16 protein-coding genes are annotated in these 21,466 nt (G+C 59.8%); 6 read left to right on the plus strand and 10 right to left on the minus strand.

The annotated features are described in order from the left end of the window. Window positions 1-13 precede the first annotated feature (13 nt). From KBP52_RS19420 to KBP52_RS19430, 3 genes are all read left to right on the plus strand, one after another. Window positions 14-562 carry a cupin domain-containing protein gene (locus tag KBP52_RS19420; RefSeq protein ID WP_008086779.1) on the plus strand — a complete coding sequence of 183 codons (549 nt, stop codon included), beginning with the start codon at window positions 14-16 and terminating at the stop codon, window positions 560-562. Between the two features lie 181 nt (window positions 563-743). After that, entirely contained in the window at window positions 744-1,160 is a 417-nt protein-coding gene (locus KBP52_RS19425) for a c-type cytochrome (RefSeq protein WP_034152043.1), read from the plus strand. 496 nt (window positions 1,161-1,656) lie between these two features. Next, window positions 1,657-3,579, plus strand: a complete 1,923-nt coding sequence (locus KBP52_RS19430) for an acetyl-CoA hydrolase/transferase family protein (RefSeq protein ID WP_212620787.1) — start codon at window positions 1,657-1,659, stop codon at window positions 3,577-3,579. Window positions 3,580-3,707: 128 nt separating this feature from the next. Here KBP52_RS19430 and KBP52_RS19435 read toward each other — a convergent pair whose 3' ends face one another. Then, window positions 3,708-4,280, minus strand: coding sequence for a xanthine phosphoribosyltransferase (locus tag KBP52_RS19435; protein WP_064116416.1), 573 nt, complete (start codon window positions 4,278-4,280; stop codon window positions 3,708-3,710). 59 nt (window positions 4,281-4,339) lie between these two features. Further along, on the minus strand, window positions 4,340-6,349 hold the full coding sequence (gene rep, locus KBP52_RS19440) for a DNA helicase Rep (RefSeq protein ID WP_053124992.1): 2,010 nt from the start codon (window positions 6,347-6,349) through the stop codon (window positions 4,340-4,342). Between the two features lie 262 nt (window positions 6,350-6,611). Here rep and KBP52_RS19445 point away from each other — a divergent pair, with 262 nt between their 5' ends. Further along, window positions 6,612-8,285 carry a bifunctional diguanylate cyclase/phosphodiesterase gene (locus tag KBP52_RS19445; protein WP_077575028.1) on the plus strand — a complete coding sequence of 558 codons (1,674 nt, stop codon included), beginning with the start codon at window positions 6,612-6,614 and terminating at the stop codon, window positions 8,283-8,285. Between the two features lie 107 nt (window positions 8,286-8,392). Here the strand turns inward: KBP52_RS19445 and KBP52_RS19450 are convergent, their stop codons facing one another. Then, on the minus strand, window positions 8,393-9,790 hold the full coding sequence (locus KBP52_RS19450) for a NorM family multidrug efflux MATE transporter (RefSeq protein WP_077575038.1): 1,398 nt from the start codon (window positions 9,788-9,790) through the stop codon (window positions 8,393-8,395). 158 nt (window positions 9,791-9,948) lie between these two features. Here KBP52_RS19450 and KBP52_RS19455 point away from each other — a divergent pair, with 158 nt between their 5' ends. Next, a complete protein-coding gene (locus KBP52_RS19455; RefSeq protein WP_077575027.1) occupies window positions 9,949-10,869 on the plus strand; it encodes a LysR substrate-binding domain-containing protein in 921 nt (306 codons plus the stop codon). A 182-nt stretch (window positions 10,870-11,051) separates the two neighbouring features. After that, window positions 11,052-13,028, plus strand: coding sequence for a methyl-accepting chemotaxis protein (locus KBP52_RS19460; RefSeq protein ID WP_077575026.1), 1,977 nt, complete (start codon window positions 11,052-11,054; stop codon window positions 13,026-13,028). A gap of 12 nt (window positions 13,029-13,040) precedes the next feature. Here KBP52_RS19460 and KBP52_RS19465 read toward each other — a convergent pair whose 3' ends face one another. The 7 genes from KBP52_RS19465 to KBP52_RS19495 all read right to left on the minus strand — a co-directional run bounded on the left by KBP52_RS19465 (window position 13,041) and on the right by KBP52_RS19495 (window position 21,093). Then, a complete protein-coding gene (locus KBP52_RS19465) occupies window positions 13,041-13,754 on the minus strand; it encodes a phosphocholine cytidylyltransferase family protein (protein WP_116028504.1) in 714 nt (237 codons plus the stop codon). 7 nt (window positions 13,755-13,761) lie between these two features. Beyond that, the gene (locus tag KBP52_RS19470) at window positions 13,762-14,382 is read right to left on the minus strand and encodes a gamma-glutamyl-gamma-aminobutyrate hydrolase family protein (RefSeq protein WP_077575024.1); all 621 of its coding nucleotides are present in this window, start codon (window positions 14,380-14,382) and stop codon (window positions 13,762-13,764) included. Beyond that, complete coding sequence (locus KBP52_RS19475) at window positions 14,379-16,694, minus strand: PEP-utilizing enzyme (RefSeq protein WP_212620788.1); 2,316 nt, start codon at window positions 16,692-16,694, stop codon at window positions 14,379-14,381. The genes KBP52_RS19470 and KBP52_RS19475 overlap by 4 nt, the downstream gene beginning before the upstream one ends. Before the next feature lie 6 nt (window positions 16,695-16,700). Beyond that, complete coding sequence (locus KBP52_RS19480) at window positions 16,701-17,450, minus strand: methyltransferase domain-containing protein (protein WP_077575022.1); 750 nt, start codon at window positions 17,448-17,450, stop codon at window positions 16,701-16,703. 2 nt (window positions 17,451-17,452) lie between these two features. Beyond that, complete coding sequence (locus KBP52_RS19485; RefSeq protein WP_116028501.1) at window positions 17,453-17,995, minus strand: adenylyl-sulfate kinase; 543 nt, start codon at window positions 17,993-17,995, stop codon at window positions 17,453-17,455. Window positions 17,996-18,068: 73 nt separating this feature from the next. Further along, on the minus strand, window positions 18,069-19,241 hold the full coding sequence (locus tag KBP52_RS19490; RefSeq protein ID WP_212620789.1) for a hypothetical protein: 1,173 nt from the start codon (window positions 19,239-19,241) through the stop codon (window positions 18,069-18,071). Window positions 19,242-19,599: 358 nt separating this feature from the next. Then, window positions 19,600-21,093: a YifB family Mg chelatase-like AAA ATPase gene (locus KBP52_RS19495; RefSeq protein WP_077575019.1), complete on the minus strand. Its 1,494-nt coding sequence runs from the start codon at window positions 21,091-21,093 to the stop codon at window positions 19,600-19,602. Between the last annotated feature and the right edge of the window lie 373 nt (window positions 21,094-21,466).

A 21,466-nucleotide genomic window follows, 5' to 3' on the forward strand; every position in this document is an offset into this window, starting at 1 on the left:
GGAGGCTCCCGCCTTGGACGTCGGTGAACGACTGCAATCGATCCGCAAGCTCAAAGGGCTTTCCCAGCGTGAACTCGCCAAACGCGCGGGCGTCACCAACAGCACCATTTCGATGATCGAAAAGAACAGCGTCAGTCCTTCGATCAGTTCGCTGAGGAAGGTACTGGGCGGCATCCCCATGTCCATGGTCGAGTTCTTTTCCGAAGAAATCCTGCAGGAAGTTCCGACCCAGATCGTCTACAAGGCCAACGAGCTGATCGACATCTCCGACGGCGCCGTGACCATGAAACTGGTCGGCCGCGCGCACCCCAGCCGCGCCATCGCCTTCCTCAACGAAATCTACCCGCCGGGCGCCGACACCGGCGAAGAAATGCTCACCCATGAAGGCGAGGAAACCGGGATTTTGGTGGAGGGTCGTCTGGAATTGGTGGTGGGTCTGGAAACTTTTATTCTCGAAGCCGGCGACAGCTACTACTTTGAAAGTACCAAGCCGCATCGTTTCCGTAATCCGTTCGACTTGCCTGCGCGACTAATCAGCGCAGCCACGCCGGCGAATTTTTAACAAAGAGGTGCCAAGCCATGATGGCAAAGGCACCCGGAGAGTTTTTCTACCGTGCGGTATAACCCCTTCGACTATGGGGTTGTTTCAGTGTGACGGGCTACCCGCTATACTTCCGCCCGCCTGCGAACCGTGGCCGCAGGCGTGAATAGCCACCATTGAGGGTGAACGCGTGAACCTAATTATGAAAATGCTGGCTGCACCAGCAACCGTACTGGCCCTCTGGGCTGTCAGCGCTCAAGCTGCGACGAATGACGACATTGCCAAACGCCTCGAGCCGGTCGGCCAGGTGTGTGTTCAAGGGCAGGAATGCAAGGGGATGGAAGTGGCTGCTTCCGCAGGCGGCGGTGGCGGGGCGAAAACTCCGGATGAAGTGATTGCCAAACATTGCAACGCTTGCCACGGTACGGGCCTGTTGGGCGCGCCGAAAATCGGTGACGCGGCAGCCTGGAAAGAACGCGCCGATCACCAGGGCGGTCTCGACGGCATCCTGGCCAAGGCCATCACCGGTATCAACTCGATGCCACCGAAAGGCACCTGCGCCGATTGCTCGGATGACGAGTTGAAGGGCGCGATCCAGAAGATGTCCGGCCTGAAGTAAGGCGCGCTTCTGACGAAAAAAAACCGTCTTCGGACGGTTTTTTTGTGCCTGCGATTCAAGCCCCTCACCCCAGCCCTCTCCCAGAGGGAGAGGGGGCCGATCGAGGTGTCTGGCGTCCAACATCGACCTGAAAGACCTTAGCGATTAAGGATTCAGCAAAGCTATTTCAAGTCGGCGTACCTCCCCAAATATCCCCCATTCAGTCCCCTCTCCCTCCCGGAGGGAGAGGGAGCCGACCGTGATGTCTTTCGTCCGGCATCGACCTGAAACATCAAGTCGATTATGGATTCGGCAAAGCAGGTTCACGTCGGCGTACCTTTCCAATATCCCCCAATCAGTCCCCTCTACCTCTGGGAGAGGGCTAGGGTGAGGGCAACAATTTCGAGTCGGAAAAACATTTCAAGAACAGCGCACACTCACTCTGAAGCTGTTCATTGCAGCAAACTCAAGGCAATCTCGGTCTACCCCTATTCACGGAACGGGCAGGAGGCTTCAGATGGTGCAGTTGTGTTCGATCGAACAGGCAGTGGATGACGTGCTGGCGCGCTTGCCGGCGCATATCCACATGGGCATGCCGCTGGGGTTGGGCAAACCCAATCACTTCGTCAACGCGCTGTACCGGCGGATCAAAGGCCTGCCCGAGCGGCAACTGACGATCTACACCGCGCTGTGCCTCGGCCGCCCGGCGTTGGGTGATGGCTTGCAGAAACGCTTTATCGAACCCTTCGTCGAGCGCGTCTTCGGTGATTACCCGGAATTCGATTTCCTCGCCGACCTGCACCGCGACAGCCTGCCCGCCAACATCCGCATCGAACAGTTCTTCATGCAGCCCGGCAGCCTGCTCAACAGCGCCCCGGCCCAGCAGGATTACGTCAGCAGCAACTACAGCCACGCCGCCCGCGACATCAACGCCGCCGGCTTGAACCTGGTGGCGCAATTGCTCGCCAGCAGCAGCGAACATCCGGATCGCCTGAGCCTGAGCTGCAACCCGGACATCACCCTCGACCTGTTGCCGATGATCGCCAAGCGCCGCGACGCCGGGGAAACCATTTTGCTGGTCGGCCAGGTCCACACCGATCTGCCGTATATGCCCGGCGATGCCGAAGTCGACATCGATACCTTCGACCTGCTGATCGACGCCAAGGACAACAGCACGCTGTTTTCCACGCCGAACATGCCCGTCGGTTTTCAGGATCATTTCATTGGCTTGCACGCGAGTACGCTGGTGCGCGACGGGGGTACGTTGCAGATCGGCATCGGCTCGATGGGCGACGCGTTGACCGCCGCATTGCTGGCGCGTCAGGCGGATAACGCCGGTTATAAGGCCTTGCTCCATGACATCAATCTCAGCCAATGGGCGCGGTTGATTGAGCGCGAGGGCGGCACCGGACCGTTCGCCAAAGGCCTGTACGGCTGCAGCGAAATGTTCGTCAACGGCCTGCTGGTGCTGGCGGATGCCGGGATCATCCGGCGTAAGGTCTACCCGGATGTGCCGACGCAGGAACAGGCCAACGCCGGCACCCTCGACGAAGCGGCACAGACTGACGGCATCTCGGTGCACGGAGGTTTCTTCCTCGGCCCGCGCAGCTTCTATGAACGTCTGCGCGAGCTGCCGCAAAGCAAGCGCCTCGAATTCAACATGACCCGCATCAGCTACATCAACGAGCTCTACGGGCAGGAAGAACTCAAGCGCTTGCAGCGCCTGGATGCGCGGTTCATCAACACCGTGTTCACCATGACCTTGCTCGGTGCGGGTGTGGCGGATCAATTGGAGGATGGGCGAGTACTCAGCGGAGTCGGCGGGCAGTACAACTTCGTCGCGCAGGGTCACGCGTTGCACGATGCCCGTTCGATTCTGATCCTGCGCAGCTGGCGTGAATCCGGTGGCGACGTCAGTTCCAACATCGTCTGGGAATACGGCCACTGCACGATCCCACGGCACCTGCGTGACATCGTCGTGACCGAATACGGCATTGCCGACCTGCGCGGTAAATCCGACGCCGTAGTGATCGAATCGCTGCTGAACATCAGTGACTCGCGCTTCCAGCAGGGCCTGATCGAGCAAGCGCAAAAAGTCGGCAAACTGCCAAAGGATTTCCGTCTCGATCCACGCTTCACCGAGAACACGCCGCAGCGCTTGCAGGCGATCGCCGCACGGCACAAAAACCTCTTTCCGGAATATCCGCTGGGCTGTGATTTCACCGCGATCGAACGGGATCTGTTGCGGGCGCTGAACTGGCTGAAGAGCAAATTCAAACTCACCGAAATACTCGAACTCGGCAAAGCCGCCCTCGACGCCCCCGAGGCATCGCTCTACCCCGAACACCTCGAACGCATGCGACTCACAAACCCGGAAGGCCTGAAAGAAGACCTCTTCCAGCGTTTACTGCTCACCGGCCTCAAGGCCACCGCGCAGTAACTGCCTGACCCAAAACAACTGTAGGAGTGAGCCTGCTCGCGATAGCGGTGTATCAGCCGACGAAAATATCAGCTGACACTACGCTATCGCGAGCAGGCTCACTCCTACAGGGGGGCTGCGGTGTGGCTTTATTCGATGAAGGTGACCACGCCACCCGTCAGCGATTTCACGCGGGCCAGCGATTCAACGCGGTAGCCCTGCGAGTCCAGCTCGGCGCGGCCGCCCTGGAACGACTTCTCGATGACGATGCCCAGACCGGCAACGGTCGCGCCGGCCTGCTTGATGATCGAGATCAGCGCTTGCGACGCCTTACCGTTGGCCAGGAAGTCGTCGATGATCAGCACGCGGTCGCTGCTGGTCAGGTGACGCGGCGAGATGGCCACGGTGCTTTCGGTCTTTTTGGTGAACGAGTAAACGGTCGCCGACAGCAGGTTTTCAGTCAGGGTCAGGGACTGTTGCTTGCGGGCGAAGATCACCGGCACGCCGAGGTTCAGACCGGTCATGATCGCCGGGGCTATCCCTGAGGCTTCGATGGTGACGATCTTGGTGATGCCCGAGTCCTTGAACAGCGTGGCGAATTCGTCGCCGATCAGCTTCATCAGGGCCGGGTCGATCTGGTGGTTCAGGAAGGCGTCGACCTTCAGGACCTGGTCGGAAAGCACAATGCCTTGTTCGCGGATTTTCTGCTGCAATGCTTCCATGAAGCTGTCCTCTTTTGGCGCTTTGTGCGCCGAAGGTCTAGTAAAAAAAGTGGTCAATTCTAGCGCTTTAACATCGCGCGTATATCAGCCAATGCGCTATTGCCCCGCACGACTTTGACTTCGGTTGGTGTGTCGTCGTTGCCTTCCCAGGCCAGATCGTCCGGCGGCAGTTCATCGAGGAAGCGGCTCGGCGCGCAGTCGATGATCTCGCCGTACTGCTTGCGCTTGGCGGCAAAGGTGAAGGCCAGGGTCTGGCGCGCGCGGGTGATGCCCACATAAGCCAGTCGGCGTTCTTCTTCGATGGTATCGGCTTCGATGCTGGAGCGGTGCGGGAGGATTTCCTCTTCCATGCCCATGATGAACACGTATGGGAATTCCAGACCCTTGGACGCATGCAGGGTCATCATCTGCACGCCTTCGGCGCCGTCCTCTTCTTCCTGCTGACGCTCGAGCATGTCGCGCAGGACCAGTTTGCCGATGGCGTCCTCGACGGTCATTTCGCCTTCTTCGTCCTTCTCGAGGGTGTTTTTCAACGCCTCGATCAGGAACCAGACGTTACTCATCCGGTAATCGGCAGCCTTGTCGCTGGAGCTGTTGGTGCGCAGCCAGTTCTCGTAGTCGATGTCCATGACCATGCTGCGCAGCGCCGAGATCGGGTCCTCGCCGGCGCACTGCTCGCGCACCTTGTCCATGAAACGCTTGAAGCGCGACAGGCGATCGGTGAAGCGGCTGTCCAGATGCTCGCCCAGACCGATTTCGTCGGTCGCGGCGTACATCGAGATTTTGCGCTCGGTGGCGTAGTTGCCGAGTTTTTCCAGGGTGGTCGAGCCGATTTCCCGGCGCGGCACGTTGATCACCCGCAGGAAGGCGTTGTCGTCATCCGGGTTGACGATCAGGCGGAAGTAGGCCATCAGGTCTTTCACTTCCTGACGGCCGAAGAAGCTGTTACCGCCGCTCAGGCGGTACGGCACCTGATGGTGCTGCAGCTTCAGTTCGATCAGCTTGGCCTGATAGTTACCGCGATAAAGGATCGCGAAATCGCTGTACGGGCGGTCGGTGCGCAAGTGCAGGCTGAGGATTTCCATGGCCACGCGCTCGGCTTCGGCGTCCTCGTTGCGGCAGCGGATCACACGGATCTCGTCGCCGTGGCCCATTTCACTCCACAGCTGCTTTTCGAATTCGTGCGGGTTGTTCGAGATCAGCACGTTGGCGCAGCGCAGGATGCGACTGGTCGAACGGTAGTTCTGCTCGAGCATCACCACTTTCAGCGATGGATAGTCGTCCTTGAGCAGCATCAGGTTTTCCGGCCGCGCGCCGCGCCAGGCGTAAATCGACTGGTCGTCGTCGCCTACCACAGTGAACTGGTTGCGCTTGCCGATGAGCATTTTCACCAGCAAATATTGGCTGGCGTTGGTGTCCTGATATTCATCGACCAGCAGGTAGCGCACCTTGTTCTGCCACTTTTCGAGAATGTCGGCGTGTTCTTCGAAGAGTTTTACCGGCAGCAGGATCAGGTCGTCGAAGTCCACCGCGTTGAACGCCTTGAGCGTGCGCTGATAGTGGGTGTAGACGATGGCGGCAGTCTGTTCCTTGGGATTGCGCGCGTTCTCCAGCGCCTGAGGCGGCAGGATCAGGTCGTTTTTCCAGGCGCCGATCATGTTCTTGATCTCGTCGACGCCGTCTTCGCCCGCGTATTCCTTCTGCATGATGTCGGTCATCAGGGACTTGACGTCGGTCTCGTCGAAGATCGAGAAACCGGGTTTGTAGCCCAGGCGCACGTGTTCCTTGCGGATGATGTTCAGACCGAGGTTGTGGAACGTGCAGACGGTCAGGCCACGCCCTTCGCCGGCCCGCAACAGGGTGCCGACCCGCTCTTTCATCTCGCGCGCGGCCTTGTTGGTAAAGGTCATGGCGACGATGTACTGGGCGCGGATGCCGCAGTTCTGGATCAGGTGCGCGATCTTGCGCGTGATCACGCTGGTCTTGCCGGAGCCAGCACCGGCGAGCACCAATAGAGGGCCGCCGACGTAGTTCACGGCTTCTTGCTGCCGGGGATTGAGTCGGGACATACGAAAATTCGGGAGTCGTTGACGAAATGGGCCGGCATTTTAACAGGCTCAGCGATTTGTGCTGCTCTGTCCGACTTGTGACGTACCACGCGATTCAAATTTGCCGGTTTTGTTACTTTCGCGGAGGATGCGCGGTGATTTTGCGGCTAATGTTCTCATTCGTGACACTAAATAACGTTTTGATAACCGTTGTCATTTGGTCATTGAACGGCGCAACGGCATAATGCCCCGCCCACATCATTGCAGAGTCTAGGGAGCTAGCTTGTCTACGCCTGTCGAACCCTTGCGTTTGCTGCTACTGGCCGAAGAGCCAGCGTGGACAGCGTTATTGCGCGAGTGTCTGGCTCCGATGGGGAGCGCGGCGGTGCTGATCAGCGCGCCGAGCTGGGATTCGGTCAGCAGTTTGTTCGAAGACAACCGCAATGCGGTGTTGTTGACCCTTCCGGCATTGCAACCGGCACCGGGCCGTTGCAGCCTGCCGACGGTCTTGCTGCTGGAACATGAACCGGACACCGCGCCGGTTGGCGTCAGTGACTGGCTGGTGTTCGACGCTCTCGACGCCGGCATGCTACGCCGTTGCCTGCGCCATGTGCGCGAACGCGGCGTTCTTGAAAATACCCTGCAACGCCTGGCCGAACAGGACCCGCTGACCGGCATCGCCAACCGTCAGGGTTTCCAGACCTTGCTCGCCGCCCGTCTCGCGGAAAACGACGGACGCGGCCTGGCCCTCGGGCATCTCGATCTCGACAACTTCCGCCACGCCAACGACGCGCTTGGTCATCAGGCCGGCGATCGCTTGATCCTGCAAGTGGTCGCACGGCTGAAAAGCCAGCTGGAGGCCGGTGATCAACTGGCGCGGCTGGGCAGCGATGAATTTGCCCTGCTGATCGACACTCGCCGGGCGCCGCAGCGCGCCGAATGGATGGCTGAACGCATCACCGAAGCGCTCGCCGAACCTTACTGGGTCGACGGCGAAAGCCTGTTGATCGGCTCCAGCCTCGGCATCGCCCATGCCCGTGCGCAGGGCGGCGCCGATCCGCTGATGTGGCACGCGCACATCGCCATGCAGCAAGCGAAGAGCACCCAGGGCTGTACCTTTCATATCTTCAACGAACGCATCAACCGCAATGCGCGGAGCATGGCCGATCTGGAAAGCGAACTGCGCCGGGCCTTGCGTCGCGATGAGCTGGAGCTGCATTACCAGCCCCGCCTGAATCTTGCGGACGGTCAGATCGTCGGTCTCGAAGCGCTGGTACGCTGGCGTCACGGCGAACGCGGCCTGCTGCCACCGAGTGAATTCGTGCCACTGGCCGAGCAGAGTGGTTTGATCGTGCCGTTGGGTTACTGGGTGATTTCCCGGGCCCTGCGTGACATGCAGGCGCTGCGCGAGCGCGGGTTGCCGGCGCTGCACATGGCGATCAACCTGTCGTTCCGCCAGTTTCAGGACAGTCAGTTGTTGCCGACGCTTAGTCGCTTGATTGCTGAGCGCGGTGTTGAAGCGCAATGGCTGGAGTTTGAACTGACCGAAACCGCGGTGATGCGCCGCAGTGATCTGGTCAAGCAGACCATGGACGCCCTCGGCCGTCTCGGTGTGCGTTTCTCGCTGGATGACTTCGGCACCGGGTTTTCCTCGTTCGTGCACCTCAACAGCCTGCCAATCACCTTGCTGAAGATCGACAAGAGCTTCGTCGGCGGCATGGAGCAGCGCGAAGAGAACCGCAAACTGGTGCACGCGATGATCAATCTCGCGCACAACCTGCATCTGGAAGTGGTCGCGGAAGGGGTCGAGACGCCGGAACAACTGGAGCTGCTGCGCGGATTTGGTTGCGATCAGGTGCAGGGTTATCTGATCAGCCGGCCGTTGCCGTTGGCGGAACTGGTTGAATATCTGACGTTTGGCTCAAGCCAGCAGTCTGCCCTTGAAATCGTGAGCTGAACTCATAACCAATGTAGGAGTGAGCCTGCTCGCGATAGCGGTGTGTCAGAAATGATGAGTTGTCTGACACACCGCTATCGCGAGCAGGCTCACTCCTACAAGGGATCTCAGTCGGTCTGCGGGACAGTGAACTGACTTGATGACGCAGGCTCCAGCCGAATCATCCGCTTCATCTTCCACTCGAACGCCAGCGTCAAACTCACCGCCGCACACGCCAACCCCAGCGCCAACCCCCACCAGACGCCCGTCGGCCCCCAGTTGAGGTGGAACGCCATCCACCACGCGGCCGGTGCACCGATCAGCCAATAGCAGCCGAGCCCGACCAGAAACGTGGTCTTGGCATCCTTGAGCCCTCGAATGCAGCCCATGGCAATCGTCTGCGTGCCGTCGAACAGCTCGAACCACGCCGCCACCGCCAACAGGCTCACCGCCAGACGAATCACCTCGGCAAACGCCGGATCGTTGTGATCGAGAAACAACCCGACCAACTGGTTCGGCAGCAACCAGAACACCATGGCGAAACCCAGCATGACCACGGCGCCAAAGACGATCCCGACCCGCCCGGACATCCGTGCATCGCTCAATTGCCCGGCACCGTAATGCTGGCCGACACGCATGGTGATCGCATACGACATGCCCGCCGGCACCATGAATGCCACCGAAACAATCTGCAGGGCAATCTGGTGCGCGCCCAACTGCGTGCTGCCCATGGTGCCCATGCACAGCGCCGCGAAGGCGAACAAACCGACCTCCACCGCGTAGGTGCCGCCGATTGGCAGGCCGAGACGCCACAATTCTTTGAGATATTGCCGGTTGGGTCGCGACAAGCCTGCACGCAATGGATAAGCGTCATACGCCGGATGCCGACGGATGTGCCAGGCCAATGCCAACGCCATGCAGTTGGCAACGATTGCCGTGACCAGGCCGATCCCCGTCAGGCCCATTTTCGGCAGACCGAACATGCCGGTGATCAGCGCGTAATTGAGCAGGAAATTCGCCACCGTGCCGGCAAGGCTGATGACCATCACCGGGGTTGCCCGGCCGATTGCACTGGTGAAACCGCGCAGGGCCATGAAGCTCAAGTAACCGGGCAGGGCGAAGGGCAGGGCAATCAGAAATTGCCCGGCAGCGTTGACGTTGGTTTCGGTCTGGCCGAACAACAGCAACACCGGTTTCAGGTTCCACAACAGCAGCCCGGCGCCCAGCGCCATCAGCCACGCCAGCCACAACCCGGCCTGGGTCAGCCGTGCGGCGCCAATGATGTCGCCGGCACCTTTGCGAATCGCCACCAGCGTGCCGACCGCCGCAATCACGCCGATGCAGAAAATCGACACGAACGAATAAGTCGCCGCACCCAGTCCGCCGCCAGCCAACGCTTCCGGACTGAGGCGCGCCATCATTAAAGTGTCAGTCAGCACCATCAACATGTGCGCCAACTGTGAAGCAATCAACGGCCCTGCCAGCCGCAGGATGGCCCAGAGTTCGGTACGCACAGGATGCTGCATGGTCATCACCACTCGATTTCAGAGGGAACAGGAGAGCGTTGATTCTCGGCGCTTGGCACGCGTTGCACAAAGGGATAAAAAGGATGGATTGCATGAGTAAAACTCATCCTGATCAGATTCTGTCAGTCCGGCTGCATCCCGCTATAGGAGCTTTCTGTATGTCCCGTCGTCTTCCTCCCTTGTATGCCCTGCGCGCATTTGAAGCGGCGGCGCGACATAGCTCGTTCACCCGTGCGGCTGAAGAGTTGTCGATTACCCAGAGTGCGGTGAGCCGGCATATTCGAACCCTCGAAGATCACTTCGCCTGTCGGCTGTTTCATCGCAGCGGGCGCAATCTGCAACTGACCGAAGCGGCGCGTTTGCTGTTGCCGGGAATCCGCGAAGGCTTCGGTGCGCTGGAGCGTGCCTGCAATACCTTGCGCGCCGAAGATGACATTCTGCGCATGAAGGCGCCGTCGACCCTGACCATGCGCTGGCTGCTGGCGCGGCTCAGTCGCTTCCGCCACTTGCAGCCGGGCAACGAAGTGCAACTGACCAGCGCCTGGATGGATGTCGATTCGGTGGACTTCAACGATGAGCCTTTCGACTGTGCTGTGTTGTTGAGTGACGGGCATTTTCCGCCGGACTGGGAGGCCAGCCTGCTGTTTCCTGAAGAGCTGATTCCGGTGGGGGCGCCTAACCTGCTGAATGATCAGCCGTGGGATCTGGCTCGGCTGGCCTGTACTGAGTTACTTCACCCGACACCCGACCGTCGCGACTGGCGCAGTTGGCTGGAGCACATGGGGCTGTCCGATCAGGTGTCGCTCAAGGGCGGACAGGTATTCGATACCCTCGAACTGGGCATGATCGCGGCGGCACGCGGTTACGGTGTATCGATGGGTGATCTGTTGATGGTCGCCGAGGATGTGGCGCAGGGAAGACTGAGCCTGCCGTGGCCGACGGCCGTCGCCAGCGGACTGAATTATTACCTGGTGTGGCCAAAAACCCGCCCGGGAGGTGAACGTTTGCGCCGCCTCAGCGACTTTCTGCAAGGCGAAGTCCGCGCCATGGAACTGCCGGATGTAAGACGCTTGAGCTGAAACGTTCGAGCCGCCACAATGCCGGCCTTGTGCCATAACCCTGCTGCTCGCTCAAGTATTCGGCTTTACCGCCGAATACGTGCATGTGGAACCGTCGTGCCGGTATCCACGATTCACCCCCACTATTAAAAATTATCCGAGCTGCGATCAAGGAGGATCGGAAAGTTCGGCCAGGAGCTGTCATGTCTCAACCTCGCGCTCGGATCGCCTCACAGTTAGGCCTCGCCCTCGCCGTGATACTGGCGATAGTCATCAGTGGCAGTACGGTGTTCGCCTTGCGTTCGCTGGATTCCGCCAACCTCGCCACCCGTGAAGAGCATCTGGCCAGTGAGGCGCGGCTGCTGGCCGACCAACTGAGTACCTTTCACGGCACGCTGCGTGAAAGCACCCAGCGCCTGAGCGGGTTGTTCGAGAAGCGCTTCAGCGCGGGTCTGAGCATTCACCCGAGTGAACCGGTGACGGTGGCAGGCACCCAGACCCCGGGCTTGCACCTGGGCAGCGAAGTCTTGAACAACAACTTCAAGGAAGTCGACGAGTTCAAGCAAATGACCGCCGGTGTTGCCACACTGTTCGTGCGCAGCGGCGAAGACTTCGTACGGGTCAGCACCTCGCTGACCAAACAGGACGGCACTCGCGCCATCGGCACCTTGCTCGACCACGCACACCCGGCCTACGCGAAGCTGATGGCAGGACAGGGGTATGTCGGTCGCGCCTTGCTGTTCGATCGTTCCTACATGACTCAGTACACGCCAGTGCGTGACGGCAGCGGCAAGGTGATTGCAGTGCTGTTCGTCGGCTTCGATTACACCGACGCGCAAAATGCCCAGTTCGATAACCTGAAGCGCTTCCGCATCGGCCAGACCGGTTCCCTGGCGCTGCTCGACGAGCAAAACAAATGGCTGGTCGCCCCGGCGGGTGTGCAGGCACTGGATCAGGCGATTCCGGTGATCAATGGTCTGGCGAAAACACCGGGCAAAGGTCAGTTCTGGGACGACAAATCCGAGGATTTCTACAGCGTTGCCGTGCCTTTCGACGGCGGGCCGTGGTCGGTGGTGGCGAGCATGCCGAAAGCCGAGATTCGCGCGGTGACCTGGAGCGTCGGTACGCAATTGGCGATCGGCAGCCTGTTGGCGATGTTGTTGGCGGTCGGTTCCGTAGTCTGGTTGCTGCGCAGCAAACTGGCACCACTGAGCGATCTGGTACGTCAGGCCGAGGCCTTGGGCGCCGGTGATCTGAGCGTGCGTCTGAACGTCTCGAGCAACGACGAAATCGGTCAGCTGTCTCGCGCGTTCAATCAGATGAGTCAGGCTTTATCGACCATGGTTGAGCACATCCGTCGTGCCTCGCAAGAAGTTAACAGCCGTGCGCAGGCGTTGTCCGGTTTGTCCGGCGGTGCCTATGAGGGCATGGAGCAGCAGTCCGGTGAAATCACCAGCATGGCCGGTGCGGTGGAAGAGTTCAGCGCAACCTCGCTGAACATTGCCGACAACATGGGCGCGACCCAGCGTCTGGCGCAGGAAAACGCTCAGCAAACCCAGATCGGTCGCAGCTCGATGGAAGAAGCGTCGTCCTCGCTTGAGCAAATCGCTGGTGCTCTGAACAGCACCGCCACCGTGATCAACACCCTCGGTCAGCGTTCGCAGGAAATTGGCGGCATCGTCGGCGTGATTACTTCGATTGCCGAACAAACCAACTTGCTGGCACTCAACGCCGCTATTGAAGCCGCCCGTGCCGGCGAACAAGGACGCGGCTTTGCCGTGGTTGCGGATGAAGTGCGCAGCCTCGCCTCGCGAACTCGCCAGGCCACGGATGAAATTTCCAGCATGATCCACAGCATCCAGCAGGAAACCGGCAACGCGATCAGCACCATGGAACAGGGCAATGTGCTGATGCAGGAAGGTCTGTCGCGTAACGCCAATGTCGCCTCGGCGCTGGCGCGCATCGACGAACAGAGCCGTTCGGCGGGTCAGCAGTTTGCCGCGATTACCACGGCGACTCAGGAGCAGAGCAGCACAGCGACCTTGCTGAGCAGCAACCTGCAAAGCATTGCCATGGCTAACAGTGAGCAGCGTGAAGTGGTGTCGAATCTGGCCGTGACCGCCAAGGAACTGGAAAGCCTGGCGGCCGAACTGCGTCAGGAGGTTGACCGGTTCCGTTAAGACGCCGGCGCCTTATTGATACACCGAGAGGTCTTCACTGGAGTCGACCTCTCCCCATTCGCCGGTGTAGGCGACGGCTTCAATCTGTACACGACCGGCATCGATAACGCGTTGCAGGGTGTTGGTCATGTGCATGCTGTCACGTTGCTGCGGCGACAGTTCGGCACGCAGCCGTACGACTTCCGCCCAGCCTTCGGGCGTGAAGCGCAAAAGCCCCATGTACTGCCCCTGAACATCGTCCACCGATTGCGGCTTGTTGCCGATTTCGGCCAATGTGTGCGTGGCGCTCAGGCGAAAGGTTTCGGCATCCAGCAATGGGTCGCCGAAGCGCTCGGTCCACAGTTGCAACCAGTTGGGATCGTAGGTTACGGCCAGCGTTGCTTCGCAGTTGATCAACGACTGCACGGCAACAGGGCTGTAGAAAATATCCGAATAGCTGACGATGCACGGCTCGCCCTGAAGCCAGGACTCGGCGCAGGCCAGTGACGAAACCATGTTGGTTTCGGCCCAGCGCGGGTTGTGAAACTCGCTCAGACCACGCCCCGCCAGCAGCTCGCGCTTGTAGCCGGTCACCACCGCGATGTCGCTGATACCCGCTGCCCGCAATGACTCCAGCTGCCATTCCAGCAGCGGTTTACCGCGCAATTCGACCAGACATTTTGGACGTTCATCGGTGAGGCTTTTCATGCGGCTGCCACGTCCGGCAGCCAGAATAATGGCTTTCACAACAGGTCTATCCCGTGAGTTCTTCAGTGGATTCGGTTTCGCCAAACAGTTGCTGCAGACGCTGAAGGTCGTGCGACGCGAAATCGTTTTCACGCTCCGGGTGCCACATCCAGCCCTGCCACGGTCGTTGCAGGTGGCGGATCGCTTCGATTTCGCCGTCCTCGCTGCGCGCCAGCACCTCGAACCCGGGCGGGCAATCGGCGAGGGCGAGGGAGTGATAGCTGTTGACCTCGGCGGCGATCTGCCCGGATAACTGATGCCGGGTGCGTACATGGCCGGTGACCGGTTTCAACGAGACACCCGACCAGTGCGCAAGCATCTGCATACCCCGGCAAATCCCCAGCAACGGCAGATGGCGCGCCTGTGCGTGGTCCAGCAGCCTGCTTTCGGTGAGGTCGCGAGCCGGGCACTGACCGATGTCATTGCCGCCCGACAGCACGATGGCTTGCGGGTTTACCGCCGCCAGCCAGCGGTCGAGGTCATCGGGTGATTTCCAGCCGTTGGGCACTGGCACAGGGATAAAACCTGCCGCCAGCACAAACGCGATCAGGCGCTGATCCAGCGCATCACGGTTTTCGCCGCGCTCAGGGTGTGTGTCGACACGCTGGCTGATCGCGACCACTTTCATGACATCAGCTCTACTCGGCGCCCCGGACAATCGAGGTGCAGAAAGTCCGCCGTCGACCAGCGACGGTAGAGCACTTCGCCGGCGCCAATCACCGCCGGCAAACCAAGTTCACCGGCACGGATCGCCATGTGCGAATTGGCCCCGCCCCACGCGGTGATCAGCCCGGCAATCGGGTAGGCGAACAGCCAGTCAAATCCCGGATCGGCATTGGGAATGCAGACGATCGCCCCGGCGAGTTTTTCCCGGTCATCACACAGCACCACCGGCGCGGTCACGCGTTTTTGCGTGATGAAGTTGGGCGCCGTTTCCGGCCACTCGAAACACCAGACATCTTCTGGGCAGGTGATCACCGGCGGTAGCGACACCTTGAGCGTTTCGGCATAACGCGCCTTGCCCTGTTCGATGCTGCGCATCAGCACTTCCTTCGGATCTGCTGCGGCGACATGCAGCTCCTGGAAGGCGCTGATGTCGCAATAGGCCAGATCCTCACGATCAATGCCGTACTGCGCACCGACCTGCGCGATCAGCGCCAAGGCATCGGAGAGGTTACGCGTGAAGTGAAACTTGGCCAGCTCGCGCAGCTCGATGCCGTTCTGCAGGAAGTCCAGCAGCCCCACCGGATCAGGCTGCAGGCCATGGGCCTCGAGCTGTTTGACGATTTCGCGCATCTGCGGCAGCGTCAGGGAAAACGGTCGCAGCGGTTCCGGCGCGGCGGGGCTTTGCGTCCAGTCGAAATACAGCTCCGGCGCCTCGTCGTAACGCGGCGAGAGGATGTCGTAAGTGCCCGGTCGCAAATGCCCGTAACGGGCGAGGAACGTGGTTTTGTCGAGGGTGGCGCGGTCACGGGCCAACTGCCCGCTGACCGTGGAAACCCCGGCCATGAACGCATCGTAATCCGCCTGCGAAAACACGCCGACGCTGACCAGCGATCGCAGCATCTGCACGGCAACAAACCCGGCGCGGGCCAGCCCGGCGAAGGGCAGCGTGCCGTAACGCTTGGCATCCTCCAGCAGCCAGTAGATGCGTTCGAGTGGATCGGCATTGGAGGCCAGCAGCTCTTCGCGACGAGCGTTGAGCACCTCGAGCTTGTTGGCATCGCTGCGCCACAAACCGTCCTTGGGGTGCACGATGCGGTTGGTCAGCTTGCGCAGACTGGTGCTGATGGCGTCCAGTTCATGCTCAAGAAAACCGGCACTGCGCAAACGCTCCAGTTGCTGCGACAAGTCGAGGGTGTAGCAGGAGAAAACGATCTCGAACTCTACCTTGTCGTGCAGCGTCGGTTCCGCCAGCAAGCGATCGATGTAGTAATCGACCAAGCGCCCCGCCAGTCCTTCATCAAGATCGGCCGGAATGAACGAGTTGAACGACAGACGCACGTCGATATACGGCAGACCGAAAAAATGCGGCATCAGCGGGAAGCTGCGCAAGTTACGGTAGCCATAGTTGTGGCGCTGGTAGGCCCAGATCGAGTCAGTGACCAGATCCCGATACAGCGAAAGCGCCAGCGGTTTGGGCCGGATACCGATGATCTCGGCCGGGTTCCAGTCGGGCATTACGCCGTACACCGTGCGCTGACCGATCAGAAATGGATGCGGACGCATGCCGCGTTCGACTTTGCTCTGAATGCTTTGCAGGCGGGCGAACTGGGTGGCCGCAGACTCAGGCGCCGTCGGCAGAATCAGTGGCCGGGCTTGCAGCAGCCAGAGTGTCTCGCCTTCAGCATCGCGGGTGACTGCGAACTCGCAGTCGACCGGCCGATCACCAAACAGGCTGAGCAATTCCTCGAGCAAGGCCACCACCGGTGCGAGCGACGCGGGCGCTGCCACTGCACTGTGCGCCGCCTGCTGCCAGAGCCGCCCACCCATGCCGCCAGTGACGGCGGCGGTGTCATCGCCCTCCGACCAGTTCACCACGCGATACGGTGCGCAGGTGTTGGGGTCGTGAGAGAAGGCCACGCCGGAGCGCAGCACATTGCCGAGCATTGGCTGAATCAGGATCTCGTCAGTCAGGTGCACATCGCCGTAACTGGCGATGACGTGTTCGATCGCCGAGACCAGTCCAGCCTCATCGACATTCGGCACCGACAGGAAGGCGCCGGCGAATGACGCCTGCGCACTGTCCTCGCGTCCGCAACTGGAGCGTACGATCCACGGAGCGCTCGGCAGCCGACGCTGGATGTTCTCAACGCAGGCGCGCTGATCCAGTTGCCAGTCCGCCACAGTGAACGCCAGCAACGGCGCAATGTGCGCCGAGGCGAGCCGCCCTTGCAGGCTGGTCAGGGTGCCGGCCTTGGTTGAGAAATGCAGGGCCATCAGCGGTTATCTCAGTTGAGCAACCCAGATGTTGGTCGAGTACGGAATCTGGATCGACGGCGTCTGCAGGCTTTTCAGGTAGTCGTCGATGGCCGCGATCACTTCATGGAAGCTGGCGCCAGCCTGACGCTCCAGCGTGGCGTGCGAGCGCCAGGCTTCGAGGCATTCTTCGATCGACTGCTCGTGAATCACGCGGGCATCCAGATGCACGACCGGGCCGAACAGTTCGCTGGCGTCGATCACGGCAGTCTGGTCTTCGCGACGGGTGCCGTAGCCATAACCGGCCACGCGCTCTTTGATGATCGCTTCGATGCGCGCCTGGATCGGGTCTTCCAGATTGCGGTGGTTCCACATGCAGGCAAACCAGCCGCGCGGCTTGAGAATACGCGCGGTTTCCTTGAGGGCCTGCTGACGATCGCAGACGTTGAAGGAGCTGCCGAAGGTGACCATGTCGAACGCTTGCGTCGACTGGCCGGTAGCTTCACCGGTGCCTTCGTGCCATTTGACGTTCGGCAGTTCGGCGGTGCGCTTGATGCCATTACCGCGCATCGCGTCGTTGGGTTCTACCGCTGTGACATCCAGGCCGCGGGCGGCCAGCATCAGCGTCAAGTGCGCAACACCCGCGCCGACGTCGCAGAACTTGTCGCCTTGCTCGGCACCGGCAATCGACAGCATGGCGTCGATGGCCGCGTCGGCGTAGTCAGGGCGCTTCAAATAGGCATCGGCCAGAGTGGTGTAGTCCCATTCGGTTTTCATAGTCAGTTCCTTCGAAGAATTTTAGGGAGCAAATCATCGGCCAGGTGTTGGCTGGAGCGTTCGCGATCGAACTCAACCAGGCAGTCGGCGGCCAGCGGTTCATCAATGGCCAGGTCGAGCCCGGCAACGTTGTGCAGTTCGCCTGCATCGAAACGGCGATAGATGTCCTTGGGGTCGCGACGACGCAACTCCTCGACGGGCACCTTCAGATAAATCTCGAAATATTTGGGCAGGTGGGCGCGGTTCCACTCGTGAACCTCGCGAAACAGCGAGATCGTGGCGATCACCACGGTTTGTCCCTGTGCAGCGATCATTTTGCACAGACGAGCGTATTGCAGAGCGAGGGCCAGGCGACCTTCGCGGCCATGGTTCTGTGAGTTGGCAGCGGCTGCGCCGAATACTTCGCGCAATTCATCGCCATCGAGCATGACCACCGATCGTCTTTCAGCACGCAGTCTGGCAACCAATTCACCGGCCAGCGTTGATTTGCCCGCTCCTGAAAGGCCCGTAATCCAGATTACCTGTCCACCCGCATCACATTTCATAGTGTTCTGACTTGTGTTCGATTCGAGTGTATCGGCAGGCTGTTTCCTCGCATGAGGTCAGGCCTGCGTTATTTTACTGTTTGTCCCGCTCGTTAATGTCCCCGAAAGAGTCAATCGAGAGCGGGCAATACTTCGACTCGTGCCGGTATTCAATCAGGTCGTGGAACACTTCCTGAGGCAGGGGCAAGTCGCGGTATTGTGCCTGGTAGAACTTGTTGTATATGTAATAGCTATCTTCCGGTTTCAGCAGGCTGAACCCTAGTGCCATGTCTCTGAGCTCATTGCTGCTTCTGGCAATTGGCAACAGGTTGTCCATTTGCTTTAGCCAGGCGTCGACCGTGAGATTGCTCTCTTCGGTAAAGGGCACGTAATAAATCGGCAGCTTGCAGGTGTTGAGCATGAACGAAACGCCACCGGTGGATGCATCGGTGATGACCGTGTCGCATTGTGCGTAGAAAACTGTGCTGCTGGTCCCTGCCTTGTCGATGGTTATCCAGTCATGGGCAGACAGTTGCTCGCACAGATCCTTCACGGTCGGATGGGAAAGTTCGGCCATATACGGACGCAAGATGAAGGTTGCGTGGGGAATTTGCGACTTGACTGCATTGATGACGGTCTGCAGGTTTTCATACAGTGTCGCCCCGTTCGGGCAGATACCCACTTGGGTCGGCAGAAGCCCTACGACATAGTCGTCCGAGGTTTTTTTCGCAGGCGGTGATGATTCAAAGATGCCGGGAATCTTCACCGGCAGCGTAGCGACCGGGCTGGTGATGCGCATGTCCGAACGCAAGGCCAGCCCATCGATCAACATTGTTTTCAGGGCCTTTCTGTCGCGACGGTATGCCTGCAGCCCGGCCGTCATCAAATCAAAGCCCGACCGGGAAGAGGAGATGATCGCATCCCAGTAAGAGGTCAGCTCAGCGTAGTAATACTTGTCTTTGGTCGGCATCCCGACATTGCCGTGGCTGATGAAGATGCCAAAATTTGAATGGTCCAGCAGACGCCCGGCGTAGGCATCATTTGAGATGACAACCTGCGATTTCAGGCTCGCAATGAAGTCATTGCCAACCTGCTTTACCGGGTAATCGAGGACGGCTTCGACTTCCTCCCGGCTTGAGCCGGTGCGATCAGTGTTGAGGACGACACAGTTATATTTTTCTCGAAGCGAGTTGAGCGCCGGGATCAGATACTCGAGATATGTTTTGCCACCGTCCGCCACGTTGCTGAGCAAATAAACTGTTTTCATAATGAAGTTTTGCTTTTTTAGTTGTTTAAATAAGGCCAATGTCAAACGGAGTAATAACGTCGGGCGAGGGCTTTTTTAGTTGTCTGGATTTAAGCTAATGACCAGATACACGCACCCAGGCCAGGTTTGGCCTGGGTTATGAATACGCTGGTTGATCGAGCGGCTTTGCCCGGTGAACAGTAGAAATCTTGTCCATGATATCCCGCCTCCATTTCCACGCTGAAAAATGCTCGATGTCTTGACGATAGACGGATAAGTCGTAAAAAAGAGCGCTGTCGTTATATCACATGTCGGTCAATGGCCATCAGCGCTCGATGGTTATTTTCGGGGCAGTCCGTTGCGAGGAGCGTTGTCATTTTCATTGTGTTGCCGGGCGATACTGCAAAGCCTCCGCCAAGTGTTCGCGCGTGATGTCCTTTTCCTGGCTCAGATCGGCCAATGTCCTGGCGACCTTGAGCAACCTGTGCGCTGAGCGCAGTGACAGGGTCAGCCGTTCACAGGCTGACTCCAGCCAGGTCTCATCGGCTGTGGATAACTTGCAGTGACGACGCAGGCCTGGCAGATCAAGAAACGCATTGGCACATCCCTGGCGTTTCTGTTGTCGCTCGCGAGCCTCGGCTACCAACGCGGCCGCACTGGCGCTGTCTTCTCCTGGCTTTACCGCAGGGTTCAGCGCTGTCGCCTCCCGCGCTACCGTCAAGTGCAAATCGATTCGGTCCAGTAGCGGCCCTGACAACTTGTTGCGATAGCGTTGGACCATGTCCGGCGTGCACGAACACTTGCCACTGGGTTCGCCAAGATATCCACAGGGGCACGGGTTCATCGCGGCCACCAACTGAAAGCGCGCGGGAAAACGCACGCGATCCTTGGCCCGGGCGATGACGATATGCCCGGACTCCAAAGGCTCGCGCAGGACCTCCAGGACCTTGCGATCAAACTCCGGCAGTTCGTCGAGAAACAACACACCATGATGGGCCAGGGTGATTTCGCCGGGTTGCGGTTTTGAGCTGCCACCGACCAGTGCCGGCCCGGATGCCGAATGGTGCGGTTGCCGGAAGGGACGCTGCGGCCAATGGGTCAGTGGCGCGCCACTGGCAACTGACTGAATCGCCGCGACCTCCAGCGCTTCACTTTCGGTCAGCGGCGGAAGCAGGCCCGGCAATCGGCTGGCCAACAATGTTTTACCGGTTCCCGGAGGCCCGCTGAACAACAGGTTATGCGCCCCCGCAGCAGCAATCAGCAACGCCCGTTTCGCCGCCAGTTGGCCCTGCACTTCATTCAAGTCCGGATAGGGCTTGCTGGCATGCATCAACCCGTCAGATACATAGGGCTCAACCGGCGTATGCCCATTGAAATGCGCCACCGCCTCCAGCAAATGATCTACCGCAAACACCTTCAACCCCGAGGCCAGACACGCCTCCTCGGCATTCGCGCGCGGCACCACCAGCGCACGCCCCGCCTTGCGCGCCGCCAACGCTGCCGGCAACACCCCGCGCACCGCCCTTACTGCGCCGGACAACGCCAACTCACCCAGACATTCCACATCATCCAGCGTCAGACACGGCACCTGCACACTCGCCGACAGAATCCCCAAGGCAATTGCCAGATCAAACCGCCCACCATCCTTGGGCAGATCCGCCGGTGCCAGATTCAAGGTGATCCGCCGCGCCGGAAACTGCAGCCCGGAATTGATGATCGCGCTGCGCACCCGATCCTTGCTCTCCTTCACCGCCGCCTCGGGCAGACCGACCATGGTCAGCGACGGCAGACCATTGGCCAGATGAACTTCGACGGTGACAGCGGGGGCTTCCACGCCAATCTGGGCGCGACTGTGGACGATGGAGAGAGACATGGTCGTTCCTTGAGCTGAATCGGGGGCCGCTTCCTGCGGGTTTTTGAAGGGTAGTTGAGCCGGGTTTCAGTGCTGAAATAGAGGTTTACAAGACGTATCAAGACCCGATGGGCTGTCACTGCTTGCCTGAATTGGAGCGTTGACTCTCGCCCGGCATTGACGGATCCTCCCGCTCGAGGACTGCAACTGCGCATTCGTCGGGACTGGGCACCAGTAAAAGCTCCCCCGCATTTTTGGCAGCAGAGAAAGCTGGTTTCTCTGAAGTAGTGACGACGGGCCAGCTCGTCGGATTCTGAACCCATGGTTGCAAAGCCAGGAGCTAAAGAATCGCTGCGACTACTCCTCCAAACACAAAAAAGGCGTCCTATGGACG

Origin of the sequence: Pseudomonas sp. SCA2728.1_7, from assembly GCF_018138145.1 — a bacterium.
Classification (GTDB): domain Bacteria; phylum Pseudomonadota; class Gammaproteobacteria; order Pseudomonadales; family Pseudomonadaceae; genus Aquipseudomonas; species Aquipseudomonas koreensis_A.